At 55.8% G+C, this 14791-nt stretch carries 14 protein-coding genes; 8 read left to right on the top strand and 6 right to left on the bottom strand.

The annotated features are described in order from the left end of the window. The first annotated feature begins 16 nt into the window (after positions 1–16). The gene (gene cobA, locus NAL19_RS14250; protein ID WP_263057685.1) at positions 17–850 is read left to right on the top strand and encodes a uroporphyrinogen-III C-methyltransferase; all 834 of its coding nucleotides are present in this window, start codon (positions 17–19) and stop codon (positions 848–850) included. 156 nt (positions 851–1006) lie between these two features. Beyond that, positions 1007–1951 carry an Rpn family recombination-promoting nuclease/putative transposase gene (locus NAL19_RS14245; RefSeq protein WP_263057684.1) on the top strand — a complete coding sequence of 315 codons (945 nt, stop codon included), beginning with the start codon at positions 1007–1009 and terminating at the stop codon, positions 1949–1951. Between the two features lie 100 nt (positions 1952–2051). Here NAL19_RS14245 and NAL19_RS14240 read toward each other — a convergent pair whose 3' ends face one another. Next, complete coding sequence (locus NAL19_RS14240) at positions 2052–2516, bottom strand: DUF1456 family protein (RefSeq protein WP_015840924.1); 465 nt, start codon at positions 2514–2516, stop codon at positions 2052–2054. An 84-nt stretch (positions 2517–2600) separates the two neighbouring features. Then, positions 2601–3122, bottom strand: coding sequence for a 1,2-dihydroxy-3-keto-5-methylthiopentene dioxygenase (locus NAL19_RS14235; RefSeq protein ID WP_225085207.1), 522 nt, complete (start codon positions 3120–3122; stop codon positions 2601–2603). Positions 3123–3361: 239 nt separating this feature from the next. On the opposite strand from NAL19_RS14235, the gene NAL19_RS14230 reads away from it, so the two are divergent. From NAL19_RS14230 to NAL19_RS14210, 5 genes are all read left to right on the top strand, one after another. After that, positions 3362–4342, top strand: a complete 981-nt coding sequence (locus NAL19_RS14230) for a sugar ABC transporter substrate-binding protein (protein ID WP_411561436.1) — start codon at positions 3362–3364, stop codon at positions 4340–4342. A 3-nt stretch (positions 4343–4345) separates the two neighbouring features. Continuing rightward, complete coding sequence (locus NAL19_RS14225) at positions 4346–5893, top strand: sugar ABC transporter ATP-binding protein (protein ID WP_263057683.1); 1548 nt, start codon at positions 4346–4348, stop codon at positions 5891–5893. Continuing rightward, positions 5890–6882, top strand: coding sequence for an ABC transporter permease (locus NAL19_RS14220; RefSeq protein WP_225085204.1), 993 nt, complete (start codon positions 5890–5892; stop codon positions 6880–6882). Before NAL19_RS14225 ends, NAL19_RS14220 begins: the two co-directional genes overlap by 4 nt. After that, positions 6879–7877: an ABC transporter permease gene (locus tag NAL19_RS14215; RefSeq protein WP_263057682.1), complete on the top strand. Its 999-nt coding sequence runs from the start codon at positions 6879–6881 to the stop codon at positions 7875–7877. Before NAL19_RS14220 ends, NAL19_RS14215 begins: the two co-directional genes overlap by 4 nt. A 62-nt stretch (positions 7878–7939) precedes the next feature. Then, positions 7940–8881: a carbohydrate kinase family protein gene (locus NAL19_RS14210; RefSeq protein WP_263057681.1), complete on the top strand. Its 942-nt coding sequence runs from the start codon at positions 7940–7942 to the stop codon at positions 8879–8881. A gap of 52 nt (positions 8882–8933) precedes the next feature. On the opposite strand, the gene NAL19_RS14205 is transcribed toward NAL19_RS14210, so the two are convergent. The 3 genes from NAL19_RS14205 to NAL19_RS14195 form a co-directional block, all read right to left on the bottom strand. Continuing rightward, entirely contained in the window at positions 8934–9962 is a 1029-nt protein-coding gene (locus tag NAL19_RS14205) for a 2-hydroxyacid dehydrogenase (protein ID WP_263057680.1), read from the bottom strand. Next, positions 9959–11506, bottom strand: coding sequence for an FGGY-family carbohydrate kinase (locus NAL19_RS14200; protein ID WP_225085200.1), 1548 nt, complete (start codon positions 11504–11506; stop codon positions 9959–9961). Before NAL19_RS14200 ends, NAL19_RS14205 begins: the two co-directional genes overlap by 4 nt. Before the next feature lie 173 nt (positions 11507–11679). Beyond that, entirely contained in the window at positions 11680–11985 is a 306-nt protein-coding gene (locus NAL19_RS14195; RefSeq protein ID WP_225085199.1) for an ArsR/SmtB family transcription factor, read from the bottom strand. Between the two features lie 87 nt (positions 11986–12072). Here NAL19_RS14195 and NAL19_RS14190 point away from each other — a divergent pair, with 87 nt between their 5' ends. Next, the gene (locus tag NAL19_RS14190; protein ID WP_225085198.1) at positions 12073–13161 is read left to right on the top strand and encodes an NADH:flavin oxidoreductase/NADH oxidase; all 1089 of its coding nucleotides are present in this window, start codon (positions 12073–12075) and stop codon (positions 13159–13161) included. Positions 13162–13608: 447 nt separating this feature from the next. Here the strand turns inward: NAL19_RS14190 and NAL19_RS14185 are convergent, their stop codons facing one another. Further along, positions 13609–14769: a trans-sulfuration enzyme family protein gene (locus NAL19_RS14185; RefSeq protein ID WP_039360130.1), complete on the bottom strand. Its 1161-nt coding sequence runs from the start codon at positions 14767–14769 to the stop codon at positions 13609–13611. Positions 14770–14791 lie beyond the last annotated feature (22 nt).

Genomic DNA, 14791 nt, shown 5'->3' with positions numbered 1-14791 from the left:
CGTAATGAGGTGTGACATGATGACAACACAATCGATATTGGCACAAGGTCAGCGGCGTCAGCCCGTACTCGGCGGTGAAATCTGGCTGGTGGGCGCAGGGCCGGGCGATGTGGAACTGCTGACGCTGAAGGCGCTGCGGGCAATCCAGCAGGCGGATGTGGTGGTTTATGATCGGCTGGTGTCGGCGGAGATTATGGATCTGGTGTCGGAGCAGGCGCTGTGCATCGACGTGGGGAAAACGCGCGGCTGCCATCGTTTGTCACAGGAAAAAATCAATCAGCTGTTGGTCGAACTGGCGCAGGCTGGGCAGCGGGTGATCCGTCTGAAAGGTGGCGATCCGTTTATTTTTGGTCGTGGTGGTGAAGAGATGGACTATGCCCAGCAGGCTGGGGTCGTCTGCCACGTGGTGCCGGGTATTACTGCCGCGACCGGCTGTGCGGCGGCCGTGGGATTACCGCTGACCCACCGCGCCTGTGCGCAGTCGGTGCGCTTCGTGACTGGCCATTCGCGCGATGGCGAACCGCAACTGGACTGGCCGACGCTGGCGGACAACCAGCAAACGCTGGTGTTCTATATGGGGCTGAGCCACAGCAGTCGACTGTGCCAGCGCCTGATTGAGCATGGGCTCTCAGCCCAGACTCCCGTCGCGATTATCGAACGTGGTACGCAGCCGGATCAGCGGCTATTGACGGCGACGCTGGCGACGTTACCGGCACTGCTGGCACGTTATCAGCCACAGTCGCCCAGTCTGTTGGTGGTCGGTGATGTCGTCCGCTTCTGCCGTCATCCGGCGTTGCATGTCGACGCGGCACCTGCGCGGTTGGCGATGGAAAAACATCAAGCCGCCTGACGGCAACGGCTCCCTGTCTACAGTCGAGCGCCTCGAAATAAACCGATTTTTCTTCGAGGCGCTTTCCACTTTCTCCGCTATTTTCTGCTTTCTTATCGTGTCCCCGTTACCCTCCCTACTGAATTTTCAGTCATGGTCTACAGGGAAGGGGACGAGATGCCATCGCATGATGCGATCTTCAAACAGTTTCTCAGCGACATCGCGGTCGCACGGGATTTTCTGACTATTCATCTGCCGGATGAAATCCGCGAACGCTGTGATTTCAGCACGCTGCAATTGGAATCCGCGTCGTTTATTGATGAAAAGCTGCGCGCGCGGATATCGGACGTACTGTACTCGCTGCGCACCACCGCAGGTAAAGGATACATTTACTGCGTGATTGAACACCAAAGCCGCCCAGAAAAGCAGATGGCTTTCCGGCTGCTGCGCTATTGTCTGGCTGCCATGCAGCAGCATCTGGATCAGGGGCACGATCGCTTACCGTTAGTGGTGCCGCTGCTGTTTTATCATGGCAGAGCGCGTCCTTATCCCTATAGTCTGCGCTGGTTGGACAGCTTTGCCGATCCTGTATTGGCACAAACGCTATATGAACAGCCTTTTCCACTGGTGGATTTAACTGCTATTTCGGATGATGAGATTCGCACGCACCGGCGTATGGCGTTACTGGAACTGGTACAGAAGCATATTCGTACCCGTGATATGCTGGAGTTGGCGCGTGAGATTGGGTTACTATTTGAACGCTGGTCGGTGCCGCTGACGCAGCGTCGGGCGCTGTTATTTTATATTGCACAAGCGGGAAACACATCCAAACCCGCAGATTTTATTGACGCACTGGCTGCACCGCTATCAACCGGTCAGGAGGACATTATGACGATTGCAGAACAATTGAAAAAAATGGGATTCGAAGAAGGGATCCAACACGGTATTCAGCAAGGATTGGAGCAGGGTATTGAACAAGGGATGAAAAACAGTGCCAGGCAAATTGCCCGAGAGTTGCTGTTAACGGGTATGGATAAAGAAAAAGTGCGGCAAATTACCCGACTTGAAAACGAAGAACTAGAGCAACTGGTCGCGGCCATCTTGCATGACACACAGCATTGATACCGTATTCAACGATACTGCACTAAAAACTGAGCGTTGCTGATACCTTTACAAGAAAAGGTCAGTCAGGCAACGCTCACGTCTTTCGTTAACGGCGCTTTTAGCCTTTGCGTACTCGTGCCGTCAGCCCTTTCAGGAAGTAGCGGATCACCTGATCGCCGCAGGTGCGATAGTTTTTATGATCCGGCGCGCGCATCATCGCGGTCACTTCCGGCACTGAAATGCGGAAATTTTGCTCCAGCAGGATCGCCTGAATATCATCCGTTTTTAGCGAAAATGCGACACGCAGCTTTTTCAGAATAATATTGTTGGTCATCTTGCGCTCAAACTGCGGCGCAGGCTGGTTTTCATCTTTGCCGCGTTTTTGCAGAATCAGTCCATTCAGGAAATAACTCATCACGATGTCCGGGCAAGGTTGATAGCCTTCCTCACCCTCTTTTTTGACGTAGCTCGCCAACTGTTGGGGAGGGACGGTCATCTCCACCAGCGCCAGGATCTTCAGCAGGTGGTCATTGTTCAAATTCAGCATATAGCGCACGCTGCGCAGGACATCGTTATTCATCATTACGGAAGGGGTCTCGCCGTTCATCTTGGTACAAAACGCACAGTATAAAGGGAACGGCGGAGAAATGCAGAAACGATCGTGGAATTAGTGAAACGTCTCCCGTCCGGTAAAGTGCCCAACCCAGCCTTCTGGATTAGTAAAAATGCGGATCGCGACAAAATCAGGAAATTCGCCGCAGTCAAACCAGTGTGGCGTGTTGGCGGGAACGCGTAAGAGGTCGCCGGCCTCGCAGGTAAGCTGGAAAACCTGTTCGCCCATCGGTACAAAGAAGGTGCCGCTGCCGCGCACAAAAAAACGCACTTCATCTTCGCTATGGGTATGTTCCTGAAGAAATTTTTCCCGCAGTGCCTGTCTCTCCGCGTGATCTGGCGTCAGGCTGATTACATCGGCAGAGGTGTAGCCCTCCTGCTGTTTGAGACGCTCAATATCGGCATGATACTGCGTCAAAATGGTTTCGCTGCTGGCATCAGGCGGCGGTGCGTCGGTCTGCCAGTGTTCTAACTGGATTCCAGCGCTGGCGAGTAGAGCCGCGATGTCAGTAAACGCAGTGAGTTGCTGGACGGGCTGTGTGATGTGCGGGCGGTGATAAATCGAGAGCGTTGTCATGGCCGTTTTTCTCATCAGGGTAGAAGAGCCTTAACCATTTACTTTATAGGGATAAAAAACAAGATGCTTTTTTTATAACTTATTCCTTATAATTCAATGATTAACAATCATTACATCTGCTGATCAATGCTATTTCCATTTAATTACTAGCCATTATCATTTTTGTTATTTCGATTTAACTTTTCCCGTTGCTAATCTCTTTCACTGCTAATAATTTGATAAAAATCGGGATAAATATGATGAAGACTCGCTTTTCTCGTCTCGCGGCATATGTGCTGGCGACAGGGGTATTGACCTCGGTTCAGGCGGCGGATGAGACACTGTCATTGAAGGGAAAAACCATTGGCGTTGCCGTGGTGGGAACACAGCATTTTTGGGATCGTGAGGCTTACAAAGGGGCGACCGAGGAAATCGAGAAACTCGGTGGGCAGGTCGTGGGCGTGGATGGCGGACGTGATAATCAGGTTCATGCCAATAACCACGATATTTTGCTGGCGCGCAAGGTCGATGCCGTTATCAGTATTCTCGGCGACAGCGCGGTAGAGCCGAAGTTTAAAGCGCTGCGTGAGGCAAAGATTCCGGTTTTTACCGTCGATCATGTTTCGTCTTACTCCATCAATAACACGACGTCGGATAATTATGCGATCGGTTCGACGATCGGGCGTTATACGGCGGATGCGCTGGGTGGAAAAGGGAATATCGCGGTTTTCAACGCGTTCTCCAACGCGCTGCGCATCTGTGGTATTCGCTATGACTTGTGGAAATACGTTCTGCAAGATTACCCAGGGATCAAAATCATTCAGCCTGAACTGGCTGAACAATATTCCAATTCGCCGGAAGACGCGCGCAAGAAAACCCTTGAACTGCTGAGCCAGCATCCGAAAGGCACGCTGGATGCCATTCACGTTGCCTGCTGGGATCAGCCCGCCATCGGTGTGGTGCAGGCATTGGAAGAAACCGGGCGTGACAAGGACGTGAAGGTCACGGCGATTGATGCCGGACCAGAAACGCTGGAAATTATGGCGGAAAAAGGCAGCCCATTTGTTGCTAACGTCGCACAGCAGCCGCGCCTGATTGGCACTACATCGGCGAAAAACGTCGCCCGTTATTTCGCGGGTGCCACGTTGCTGCCGCAGACGTTTGTGCCGGTCTTGCCCGTCAAAGGGGAGGCAGAAGCCAAGGCAGTCTATAAACAGCTTGGCTATGGCGACCTGAAATAATCTATGGCGGGATATGATTTAGCCTCGTCGTCATCCGGCGGCGGTCTGGCAATGGCACACATCAGTAAGCAGTTTGCGGGGATTTCCGCGCTGGATAATGTCTCGCTAACGGTTCGGCCGGGAGAAATTCTCGGTCTGATCGGGGAGAACGGTGCGGGGAAATCGACCTTAATCAAGGTACTGGCTGGTGTTTATGCTGCGGACGGCGGCGAGATCGCCATCGATGGGCAACGTCTGCCCGCCGTGACGCCTGCGGTTATCCACGCGCACGGCGTGCGTTTTATCCATCAGGAACTGCATCTGATTCCCCATTTTACCGTGGCGGAATCGGTGTTTCTGGGGCAGGAGCCTGTGAAGCGCTGGCGAGGTGTCGATCGTCGGGCGATGCGGCGTGAAACGGAGCAGTTTTTTCAGCATACCTTTACTTTATCGATAGACGCTAACCGGCTTATTCGCGAGCTAAGTCTGGCGGAACGCAAACTGGTACAGATTGCGCGGGCGCTGATTGATGGCAAGGCGCGGCTGGTGGTGTTTGATGAACCGACCGCGCCACTCGAAGCACGCGAAGCCGCACAGCTATTGGATACGCTCCAGACGCTGAAACGGCGTGGTATCGCCATTATCTATGTCTCTCACTATCTTAATGAAATTGCGAATATCTGCGATCGCGTCACCGTATTACGTAATGGTAAGGGCGTGGCGACGCTGGACGATCCTGAAACGAAGGATATCGATGGAATGATCCGCCTGATGGTAGGGCGAGAGATTGCCAGTCTGTTTGACGGTAAACGGAAGGCAGGGAAAAGTGAAACGCCGCTGCTACAGGTTGAACAGCTTACCGATCGGCAGCATTTCCAACCGATCCGTTTTCAGGTCGCGGCGGGAGAAATTGTTGGTATCGCGGGGCTGTTAGGTTCGGGGCGTGAGGCGCTGATTGATGCGCTCTATGGTATTACGCCTGCCCGTGAGGGACATATCGCGATCGAGGGGCAGACGCTGCGACCGCGTTCTCCGGTACAGGCAATTGCACGGCGTATGGCGCTGGTGCCGCGCGATCGTCGTCATGATGGGCTGATTTTACCGCTATCCGTGGCGGACAATATCAATTTGGCTTCCTTGCCTGCTGTCGCCTGGCGCGGCTGGCTACGGCGTAAAAAAGCCGCTGCGCAGGCGAATCATCTGGCGCAGACGCTGGATATTCGGCCGGGTGATGTCAGTATCCCCGTACGTAATTTAAGCGGCGGTAACCAGCAGAAGGTAATACTGGCGCGTTGGCTGAAGACCGACACCCGCCTGTTTATCCTTGATGAACCGACGCTGGGTGTTGATATTGGCGCGAAGGCAGAAATTTATCAGTTGACCCGACAGCTCGCTGCCGAGGGGCGGGCGGTTATCGTCTCTTCCAGCGACGATGGTGAACTGCTGGGGCTGTGCGATCGTATTCTGGTGATGTGGCGTGGCGAACTCATCGCCGATGTGCCGACGGAGCGTCTCTCGTTGGATAGCCTGCTGGCGTTGACCAGCAGTGGCCGAACACAGGAGGTGGTATGACTCACGCTCTACAGCCCATCCGTCCGACATCGCGTTTAGTCTGGCTTACCAATCATATTCCCTTGCTGCTGTTTGCAGCGCTATTGCTGTTTCTCTGCCTGAGCGCACCTTATTTTCTCAGTTGGCAGAATATCACCATTATTTTGCGCCAAAGCGCGCCGCTGGCGATCCTGTGTTTCGGACTGGTTTGTGTGATTACCGGCGGCGGCGACGATGTGGTTTCCGGCGGTATCGATCTCTCGCTGCCCGCGATTGCGGTACTTGCCGTCGCGATCGTCAGCGACGGTTTGACGAACGCAGGTATCAGCTATCCGTGGCTGATTGCGCTAGTGGCGGGGGCCGCGTTATTGGCGGGGTCGGTGAATGCCGCACTGGTGGTGGCGATTCGGCTACCGCCTCTATTGGCGACATTAGCCTGCTCCGTGGCGGTTATCGGGCTCACCAATTTGCTCACCCAGCAGCGGCGTATCAGCGTGAGCGACCCGGTGATTGTGGCATTTCGTGATAGCAGCCTGCTCGGGCTGCCGCTGGCAGTCTGGTTCATGCTGCTGGTTTTTCTCTTGTTTCAGTTTTTTGTTCACCATAGCCGCTGGGGCCAGCATTTGCAGGCCGTGGGGGGAAACCGCGAAGCGGCGCAGCTGTCGGGGATTGCCCACACGCCGCTGGTTATCGGTTCGTATCTGTTAGGCGCATTGGCGGCGGCGTTGGCCTCGCTGACGCTGGTGGCGCAAGGATCGGGCAGCTCGCCCGGTACGGCAGAACCGTTGCTGCTGGAGATGGTATTGGCGACGTTTCTGGGGGCGGCGTTTTCGCGTCGTCGGGTGGTCACTATCTGGGGAGCATTGCTGGGCACGCTGCTGGTTAATGCCTTGTCGAACGGTCTGGCGCTGCTGCGCGTCGATATTTTTTGGGTCGGTGCGATTAAGGGCGCACTGATTCTGGTGGTGCTCACCGCCGCCTCGCTGCGCAGACAAAGGAGCCGCATGTGAAAAGTTCTTCTTTGGCGGCGCAGCCTGCGCTGTCGGGCAGCAGGCTCGGATTGTCGTTTTTTATCCGCTATGGCTTTCTGGTCATTCTGCTGGCCTTTCTGGTGTTTTTCTCACTGCAAAACCCGATATTTTTAACGTTAGGCAACTGGGGGAATCTGCTGCAGGGCAGTGCGGTACTGCTGATTGTGGCGCTGGCCATGACGCTGGTGGTGACGGCGGGCGGGATCGATCTGTCCGTGGGGGTTGCGCTGGATTTTGGCGCGGCCTTCGCGCTGGTGGCGCTCAAAGTCTATGGTCTGCCGTGGCAGGCTGCGGTATTGGCCGCGTTGGCGGGGGGCGCACTGGTGGGGCTGGTGAATGCGGTGCTGATTATCCATTGCCGAATTAAGCCGTTTTTGGCAACGCTGGGGACATGGTTTATCGGTAGCAGCATCGAACGTATCTACACCGAAGGTGGCGGGCCGATCGCTTACCGCCGGATGGCATCGCAGTATCACGAACTGGCTGTGGGCGATCTGTGGGGCATTCCGGTGCCGATTCTGATTGTTGCGGTACTGTGGCTTGCCTATTACCTGTTTTTTGAACGGACGATTGCCGGTAAACGTATTCATGCAATGGGCTTGAATGCGCCCGCGGCGCTGATTGCCGGGGTTAACGTGCGGCGCACGATGTTCTGGCTGTTGATTGTCACGTCAGTGACGTGCGCTATCGGTGGCGTGGTGTTATCTGCCAATCTGCGGCAGTTTACGCCGCTGGCCGGACAGGCGTACCTGATGGATGCCATTGCCGCTGTTTTCATCGGCACTGCGTTCCACGCACAGGGGCGACCTAACGTGGCGGGGACGCTAATCGGCGTGCTGTTTCTCGGCATGATCGCCAACGGTTTGAACTTGATGGGGCTGAATTTCATCGTAAAAGATGCGCTGAGCGGCGTGATTTTAGTGCTGGCGTTGGCGCTCTCTTTCCTGCAAGGGCGGCTGCGCCAGCGGCAATAAATGAATCGAACACGAATAAAAAAGCATAACGTGAAGAAGCAGAATATGAAGAAGGAGCGAGCGTGAATCAGTTTGATGCGGTTTTTGTCGGATTAACTATTCTGGATGTCGCCGGTCGGCCAGTGACTGGGTTGCCCGAAGGCGGTGGCGTTCATTTTATCGATGAAATTCGCCTTAATCCTGCCGGAACGGCCAGCGGCGCGGCGATGAACGCAGCCAAACTCGGTATCCGCACGGCGACGGCCGCCTGTCTCGGTGAGGATGAAAAAGCCGATTTTATTCTGGCGACCTATCGCAAGCTGGGCATCGACTGTTCTCTAATACAGCGAACGGCGGCAGCGTCGACATCGGCGACGATTTTGACCATTCGACCGGACGGCGAGCGTCCGGCGCTGCACTATCGCGGCGCATCAGATCACCTGTTCATTGATGAGCAGGACTTTGATGCCGTGTGTAATGCGCGTTTCCTACACCACGGCGGCACGGGGCTGCTGGCGAAAATGGATCAGGGTCAGAGCGCGCGTCTGCTCCGTCACGCCAAAGCGAAGGGGCTAACGACCAGTTTCGATCTTATCGCACCCAATGCCGAGACGCTTGGGCTACTGACGCCGTTGCTGCCGGACGTCGACTACTTTATGCCATCGTTGGACGAGGCCGCGTTTATCTCCGGCCTGACTAAGCCAGCAGAGATTGCGGCTTTCTTTCTCGATCGCGGCGTCGGCACCTGCATTTTCAAAGCGGGAGTGGCCGGGTCTTACGCGTTCGGTCAGGGGGGTGCGCTGCGTATTCCTGCCTACCGTGTGGCGGTCTCGGATACTACCGGCTGCGGCGATAGCTACTGCGGCGGTTTTATTGCTGGTCTGGCGAAAGGCTGGGATCTGGAACAGGCCTGCCAGCTTGGTTCAGCCGTTTCAGGGCTGGTTGCTACTGGTCTGGGGTCTGATGCGGGCGTGATCGACTGGGAACACACGCTGCAATTTATGGCAGAAACGCCTACCTATTAGTAGGCGTTGCTGACCTATTAAGCGACGCTGACCGACCAGAGCGGTGCGGCGTCTATTTCCATTCGTAAAGCAGCGGTTCACCGCGAATGAACCGCTGTAGGTCGGCGGCAATCATCGCGGTGTGCTTCACCAGCGTCTCCCGCGTCGCGCCGGCAATGTGCGGTGTGAGTACCACGTTATCAAATTCGGTAATGAACGGGTGATGACGCCAGAGCGGTTCGCTGTCGTAAACGTCAAGTGCGGCACCTGCCAGCCACTTCTCGCGTAGCGCTGCGATCAGGTCGGCTTCGACAATCACGGCTGCACGCGAGGTGTTGATCAGATAGGCGGTAGGGCGCATGCTCCTGAGTCTGTCGAGGTTGACCAGCCCTTTGGTCTGCGGTGTGCTGTTCAGATGCAGGCTGACGAAATCGGATTGTGAAAACAGCTCATCAAGCGTGGCTTTTCGAATGCCTGGTTCATCAATCTCTTCGGCGGCGATATACGGATCGGCAATCAATAGTTGCATACCGAAGGCGCGTGCCAGTTTCCCGACACGGCGACCGATACTGCCATAGCCGATGAGGCCGAGCGTCTTGTTACGCAGCTCGCCGCCTTTGAAAACTTCATACGGGCTGTGCTTGTCTACGTCCCATACGACATCTTGCCGCAACCCCGTCTGTGTTTGTAAGGCGGTGTCGGTTTCGCGCGTGAACTCCCCGCGTTTCAGGGCGCTATGGGCCTGAGGGATGTGGCGTGCGGCATTCAGCATTAGCGCCAGCGTCAATTCTGCGGCAGCATCGGCATTGCGTCCGGGCGTGTAAAGCACCGGAATGCCTCGGCGGCGGGCGGCCTCGATATCGATATTTACCGGGTTGGCGCGAGTACAGGCAATGAGCCGCAGGTGAGGGCAAGCCTCAATGACGCGAGCGGTAATATCGTCATAGCTGGTGACGATGACGTCGGCGTTCTCCGCCAGTCGAATCAGTGCCGCTTCGCTCAGTTTGGGCTGACCGATGGCCCAGCCGTCCACAATCAGTTCCCCCAACGCCCGAAAGGCATCAAGGTTGCCGCCATATTCGGCGGTAAAGACGATTTTCATGAGGCAAGACTTTCCTGTGAGGTGGGCGTCGTGTACGAATGCATTGCGCTGTGGTTCTCTAGTGCATTAAGTGCCTGAGCCCGCGCCTGCCAGAGCGGCTGTAGCTGGTCGCGCAGTTGGCGAAAAACCGGAAACAGTGTCTGATACTGCCGATGGGCGTCGGTATCGGGGAAAAACGTTGATGCCTGTGCATTGACGGTGGGAACGATGTTGGCATTTTCTCCGATGGATAAGGCGGCGAGGCGCGCAGCGCCGCATGCACTCAGCTCTTTGACCGAACTGGCGATGACCCGGCGTCCGGTGCAGTCCGCAATAATTTGCAGCCAAATCGCTGAGGCGGCACCGCCACCGGCGATGTAGAGATCGCCGTGGGTAGGGTAACCGCTGAGCGAATCGGTTATTGCATAGGCGAGTCCTTCAAATACCGCGCGCAGTAAATGGGCGTTGGTTGTGGATTGCTCGATGCCAAAGAATCCTGCTCGTGCTGAGGTACTGTAAAACGGTGCCCGCTCGCCATTAAGGTAAGGCTGATAGAACACGCCGCCGCTACCAGGAGGAATGCGGGCAATACGTGCGTTGATGGTATGAAAGTCGGCATCGTCAGCCAGCGCGTTCAGCGCCCAGTCGATATTTGGCGTGCCGGACTGCATCGCGAATAGGTTGAGATAGTGGCCCGGCCAGGCGTGCGCGACAAAACGGGTTTGCAAACTCACCTGCGTTAAACCACGGCACACAATGCCGGTGCAACAGGTGGTGCCAAGAATGGTGAAAATGTCGCCGTCGTGAATGGCGCCGATGCCCAGCGCGGCGGCAGAGACATCCAGTGCGCCAGCACAGACGGGAATTCCCGTAGGCAGGCCTGTCTGTGCGGCGACGGCGTCGCTGAGGGTGCCGGCGATGTCATCGGGATAAAGCAAGGGTGGAAAAAGCGCGCTGATGGCGTGTAAGTCCAGTTTATCCAGCACGGTTTTTGACAGCGTTTCGCTATGCAGATCCAGCAGCGACGTCCCCGTATCCGTCAGTTCCAGATTCGCCTGTCCGGTTAGTCGAAAGCGAACCCAGTCTTTGGCGAAAAAGAAGTAATCGGCGTTACTTAGCGCATCTGGCTGGTGCTGTACCAGCCAGCGTAATTGCTGCGCGCTGTTGCACGGGAGCAGGGGAGAACCGGTTTCGGGAAAGAGCGTCGCTTCCAGATTCGGGCGCTGTTTAAGCTGATGAACCTGTTCCGCCGTCCGGGTATCGCTCCAGAGGATGGCTTGCCGAATGGGGTGGCCGTGGCGATCGCTCAGCCAGACCCCCTCTCCTTGACCGGTCAGCCCGATGGCCCGCACGCGGCCGTGGCGTAATGGTGGCGAAACGGCCAGTGTTTTCAGGGTAGAAAGTACGCTGTCCCATACATGGTGCATATTTTGTTCAGCATAGCCAGGCTGCGGAGAATCGGTAACGGTGTTGGCCGACGCAATCTGAAGCTCGTTGAAATCGGCATCGAATAACACCGATTTGACCTTTGAGGTCCCGATATCAATGCCAATGTAGTAATCCATCCACGCTGCCTCATAAAACCTGTATCAGCATCAGAGTAATGGAAAAATGACGGCGGCTATATTCATAGAAGTGCAAAGCAAAGCATCAATGCTGGAATGGCGGAGCATGTGGAAGCGAGGGGAATGTGCTGCGAATATGCAATGGCGGAGAGGCCGCCATTGATGCGATAACGTTACTTGACGGGTTGAGACAGAATGGCGTCAAGCAGGCCAGGGAAGCGCTGTTGCATTTCGCTCCGGCGTAGTCGGTTGATGTGCGTGGTACCGCTGTTCGTGGTATGCAGCAGGCCAGAATCGCGCAACACGCGAAAATGGTGCGATACGCTGGATTTCGGGCGGCCGCCGTCAAGTTCGCTGCATGTTGCTTCTTCTTGTATGGACAAACAACGCACAATGGATAAGCGTAACGGATCGCTTAAGGCGTACAGGACGCGCTCAAGAGTAAATTCTTCAGGGGATGGGTGCTTAAAAGGTCTCATAGATGAATTATAGCGATAGGGTTGTCTAAAATCTATTGTTCGATTAATATCGAATTATCGAAGTAACCAGACAAGGTAGGAAATATTATGTCCGCACTGTTTCAACCCTTCAAACTGAAAGACATCACGTTACGCAACCGTATTGCCGTTCCACCGATGTGTACCTATTCCGCAAATGATGGCCTGATCAACGACTGGCATCAGGTGCATTATGCCTCACTGGCGCGCGGTGGTGCCGGGCTGGTTATCGTGGAAGCGACGGCGGTCGCCCCTGAAGGCCGCATCACGCCGCATTGTGCAGGCATCTGGAACGATGAGCAGGCGCAGGCGTTTGCCAAGGTTGCCAAATCCATTAAGGATGCAGGCGCCGTGCCGGGAATTCAGATTGCACATGCCGGACGCAAAGCCAGCGCCAACATTCCCTGGGAAGGCGACGACCATATCCCCGCTGGCGACTCACGCGGCTGGCAGACCATTTCCCCTTCCGCAGAAGCTTTCGGCGCGGATCTGTCCAAACAGCCGCAGGAAATGACGCTGGAAGATATCGCCCGCGTTCGTGATGACTTTGTTGCCGCGGCGCGCCGCGCGCTGGATGCCGGGTTTGAATGGCTGGAACTGCACTTTGCTCACGGCTATCTGGCACAGAGTTTCTTCTCCGTTCATTCCAACAAGCGTAACGATCAGTACGGCGGCAGTTTTGACAACCGCAGCCGTTTTCTGCTGGAAACGCTGGCTGCCGTTCGCGACGTGTGGCCACAACACCTGCCGCTGACCGCCCGTTTCGGCGTGATTGAATTTGACGGTCGTGATGAAGAAACCTTGCAGGAATCCATTGAGCTGACGCGTCGCTTTAAAGCCGCAGGGCTGGATATGCTCAGCGTGAGCATCGGCTTCTCTACGCCGGAAGCGAATGTGCCGTGGGCACCCGCTTTTATGGGGCCGATTGCTAAACAGGTACGCGAGCAGGCCGATCTGCCTGTCTCTTCCGCTTGGGGTTTCGGCACGCCGGAACTGGCTGAGCAGGCGGTGGCATCAGGTCAGTTGGATCTGGTGATGGTCGGCAAAGCGCATTTGGCGAATCCGCACTGGAGCTATCAAGCCGCCCGCGAACTGGGCATCGAACGCGCTTCATGGACGCTGCCAACGCCTTACGCTCACTGGCTGGAGCGTTATTAATCCCTGATAGCTATCTTTGTGAAAGTTAGATGCATTCCAACACAAGGAACAGTAGGTTTCGTGCGTGATAAGCCGCGGAGTTTCTCTGTGGCATTGATGCCACGCCCGACTTAGGGCGCCCAATCGCCGGCGCCCTAAGAACCCAGGCTTTTTGGCGGGAATTATGCCGCTAACGCGGTTCCTTCGGTGCCCATGCCCGCCTTTCGAGCCGTCAGTGACGCGTTTACTCGCCCCATAAATGGGTCTCGCCCTTCGGACCAGCACAAGTGCTGTTCAAAAACGTCTCGACGTTTTTGTCCTACGCGGCACTGACTTTCGCGACGTCCTGTCGCTCACTCGGCGTTCATGTCCACCTCAGCATAATTTTTACGCCGTGAAGATCGGTGCCATAAACGACACGCGTTGGTTGACGTTTCCTAATGCTATGAGTGGCAGATGCCGCCTGTTTCATTCACTTATATTGCTCGCATTCAGTGCCTGATACAGGTCGTCGATTAAGTCCTGCACATTTTCAATCCCCACGGATAAACGCAGCAGCTGTGGCGTGATCCCTTTTTGTCGTCTTTTTTCCAACGGCACGGAAGCGTGGGTCATGGAGTAGGGCTGGCTAATCAGGCTTTCCACGCCGCCCAGACTCTCTGCCAGCGTAAATAATCGCGTGCGCTTAATAACCTCACGCGCATAGTCCTCATCGCCCTTCAACCTCACAGAGATCATGCCGCCAAAGCCGCGCATCTGCTGCTGTGCCAACCCGTGCTGCGGGTGGCTCGGTAGCCCCGGATAGTAAACCTGCTCCACCTGCGGCTGGAGTTCCAGCCAGTGTGCAAGTTGAAGGGCGCTCTGATTGTGGCGTTCAATTCGCAGCGCCAGCGTGCGGATGCCGCGCAGCGTCAGGAAGCTGCTGAAGGGGTCGAGTACGCCGCCAATCGCATTTTGCAGATAGGCCAACTGTGACGCCAGTTCACTGTTCTTGCCGACGACTGCCAGCCCGGCAATCACGTCTGAATGACCGTTGAGGTATTTGGTTGCGGAGTGCACCACGATATCAAACCCCACATCCAGCGGACGCTGAATAGCTGGTGAAGCAAAGGTGTTATCCGCCACGCTGATGAGCCGATGTTTTTTGGCTAACGTAGCGATGGCCGCCAAATCGGCCAGTTTCAGTAGTGGATTGGTTGGCGTTTCAACCCAGATCATTTTTGTCTGCGGCGTAATGGCGTGTTCGAGCGCGGTGAGATCGGCGGGGTCAACGTAGGTCACCTGCAATCCGGCGGTGCGTTTGCGGACATTTTCTAACAGACGCCAGGTGCCGCCGTAGAGATCGTCCACAGCCACAATATGGCTACCCTGATCGAGCAGTTCTAGCAACGTGGAACTGGCGGCCAGACCAGAGGCAAAAGCGAAGCCTCGCGTCCCACCTTCCAGTTCGGCAATCGCCGCCTCCAGCACCGCACGCGTCGGGTTGCCGCTGCGTGAATATTCGTAGCCGGTATGCTCACCGGGTGCGGGTTGGGCAAACGTGGAGGTTGCATAAATCGCGGGCATGACTGCGCCAGTGCTGTCCGGGGTATAGCCCGCGTGAACGGTTTGGGTATCGAATTGAGGCATGGTTCACATCCTAAGTGATAAG

Source organism: Pectobacterium sp. F1-1 (genome assembly GCF_025643735.1).
GTDB classification, from domain to species: domain Bacteria; phylum Pseudomonadota; class Gammaproteobacteria; order Enterobacterales; family Enterobacteriaceae; genus Pectobacterium; species Pectobacterium colocasium.
This window is presented reverse-complemented; position numbering and strand designations above follow the sequence as displayed.

What these genes read in the sequence shown, in the direction of transcription:
- cobA (WP_263057685.1), top strand. Translation starts at nt 17, where the DNA reads ATGATGACAACACAATCGATATTGGCACAAGGTCAGCGGCGTCAGCCC.
- NAL19_RS14245 (WP_263057684.1), top strand. Translation starts at nt 1,007, where the DNA reads ATGCCATCGCATGATGCGATCTTCAAACAGTTTCTCAGCGACATCGCG.
- NAL19_RS14240 (WP_015840924.1), bottom strand. Translation starts at nt 2,516, where the DNA reads ATGATGAATAACGATGTCCTGCGCAGCGTGCGCTATATGCTGAATTTG.
- NAL19_RS14235 (WP_225085207.1), bottom strand. Translation starts at nt 3,122, where the DNA reads ATGACAACGCTCTCGATTTATCACCGCCCGCACATCACACAGCCCGTC.
- NAL19_RS14230 (WP_411561436.1), top strand. Translation starts at nt 3,362, where the DNA reads ATGAAGACTCGCTTTTCTCGTCTCGCGGCATATGTGCTGGCGACAGGG.
- NAL19_RS14225 (WP_263057683.1), top strand. Translation starts at nt 4,346, where the DNA reads ATGGCGGGATATGATTTAGCCTCGTCGTCATCCGGCGGCGGTCTGGCA.
- NAL19_RS14220 (WP_225085204.1), top strand. Translation starts at nt 5,890, where the DNA reads ATGACTCACGCTCTACAGCCCATCCGTCCGACATCGCGTTTAGTCTGG.
- NAL19_RS14205 (WP_263057680.1), bottom strand. Translation starts at nt 9,962, where the DNA reads ATGAAAATCGTCTTTACCGCCGAATATGGCGGCAACCTTGATGCCTTT.
- NAL19_RS14200 (WP_225085200.1), bottom strand. Translation starts at nt 11,506, where the DNA reads ATGGATTACTACATTGGCATTGATATCGGGACCTCAAAGGTCAAATCG.
- NAL19_RS14195 (WP_225085199.1), bottom strand. Translation starts at nt 11,985, where the DNA reads ATGAGACCTTTTAAGCACCCATCCCCTGAAGAATTTACTCTTGAGCGC.
- NAL19_RS14190 (WP_225085198.1), top strand. Translation starts at nt 12,073, where the DNA reads ATGTCCGCACTGTTTCAACCCTTCAAACTGAAAGACATCACGTTACGC.
- NAL19_RS14185 (WP_039360130.1), bottom strand. Translation starts at nt 14,769, where the DNA reads ATGCCTCAATTCGATACCCAAACCGTTCACGCGGGCTATACCCCGGAC.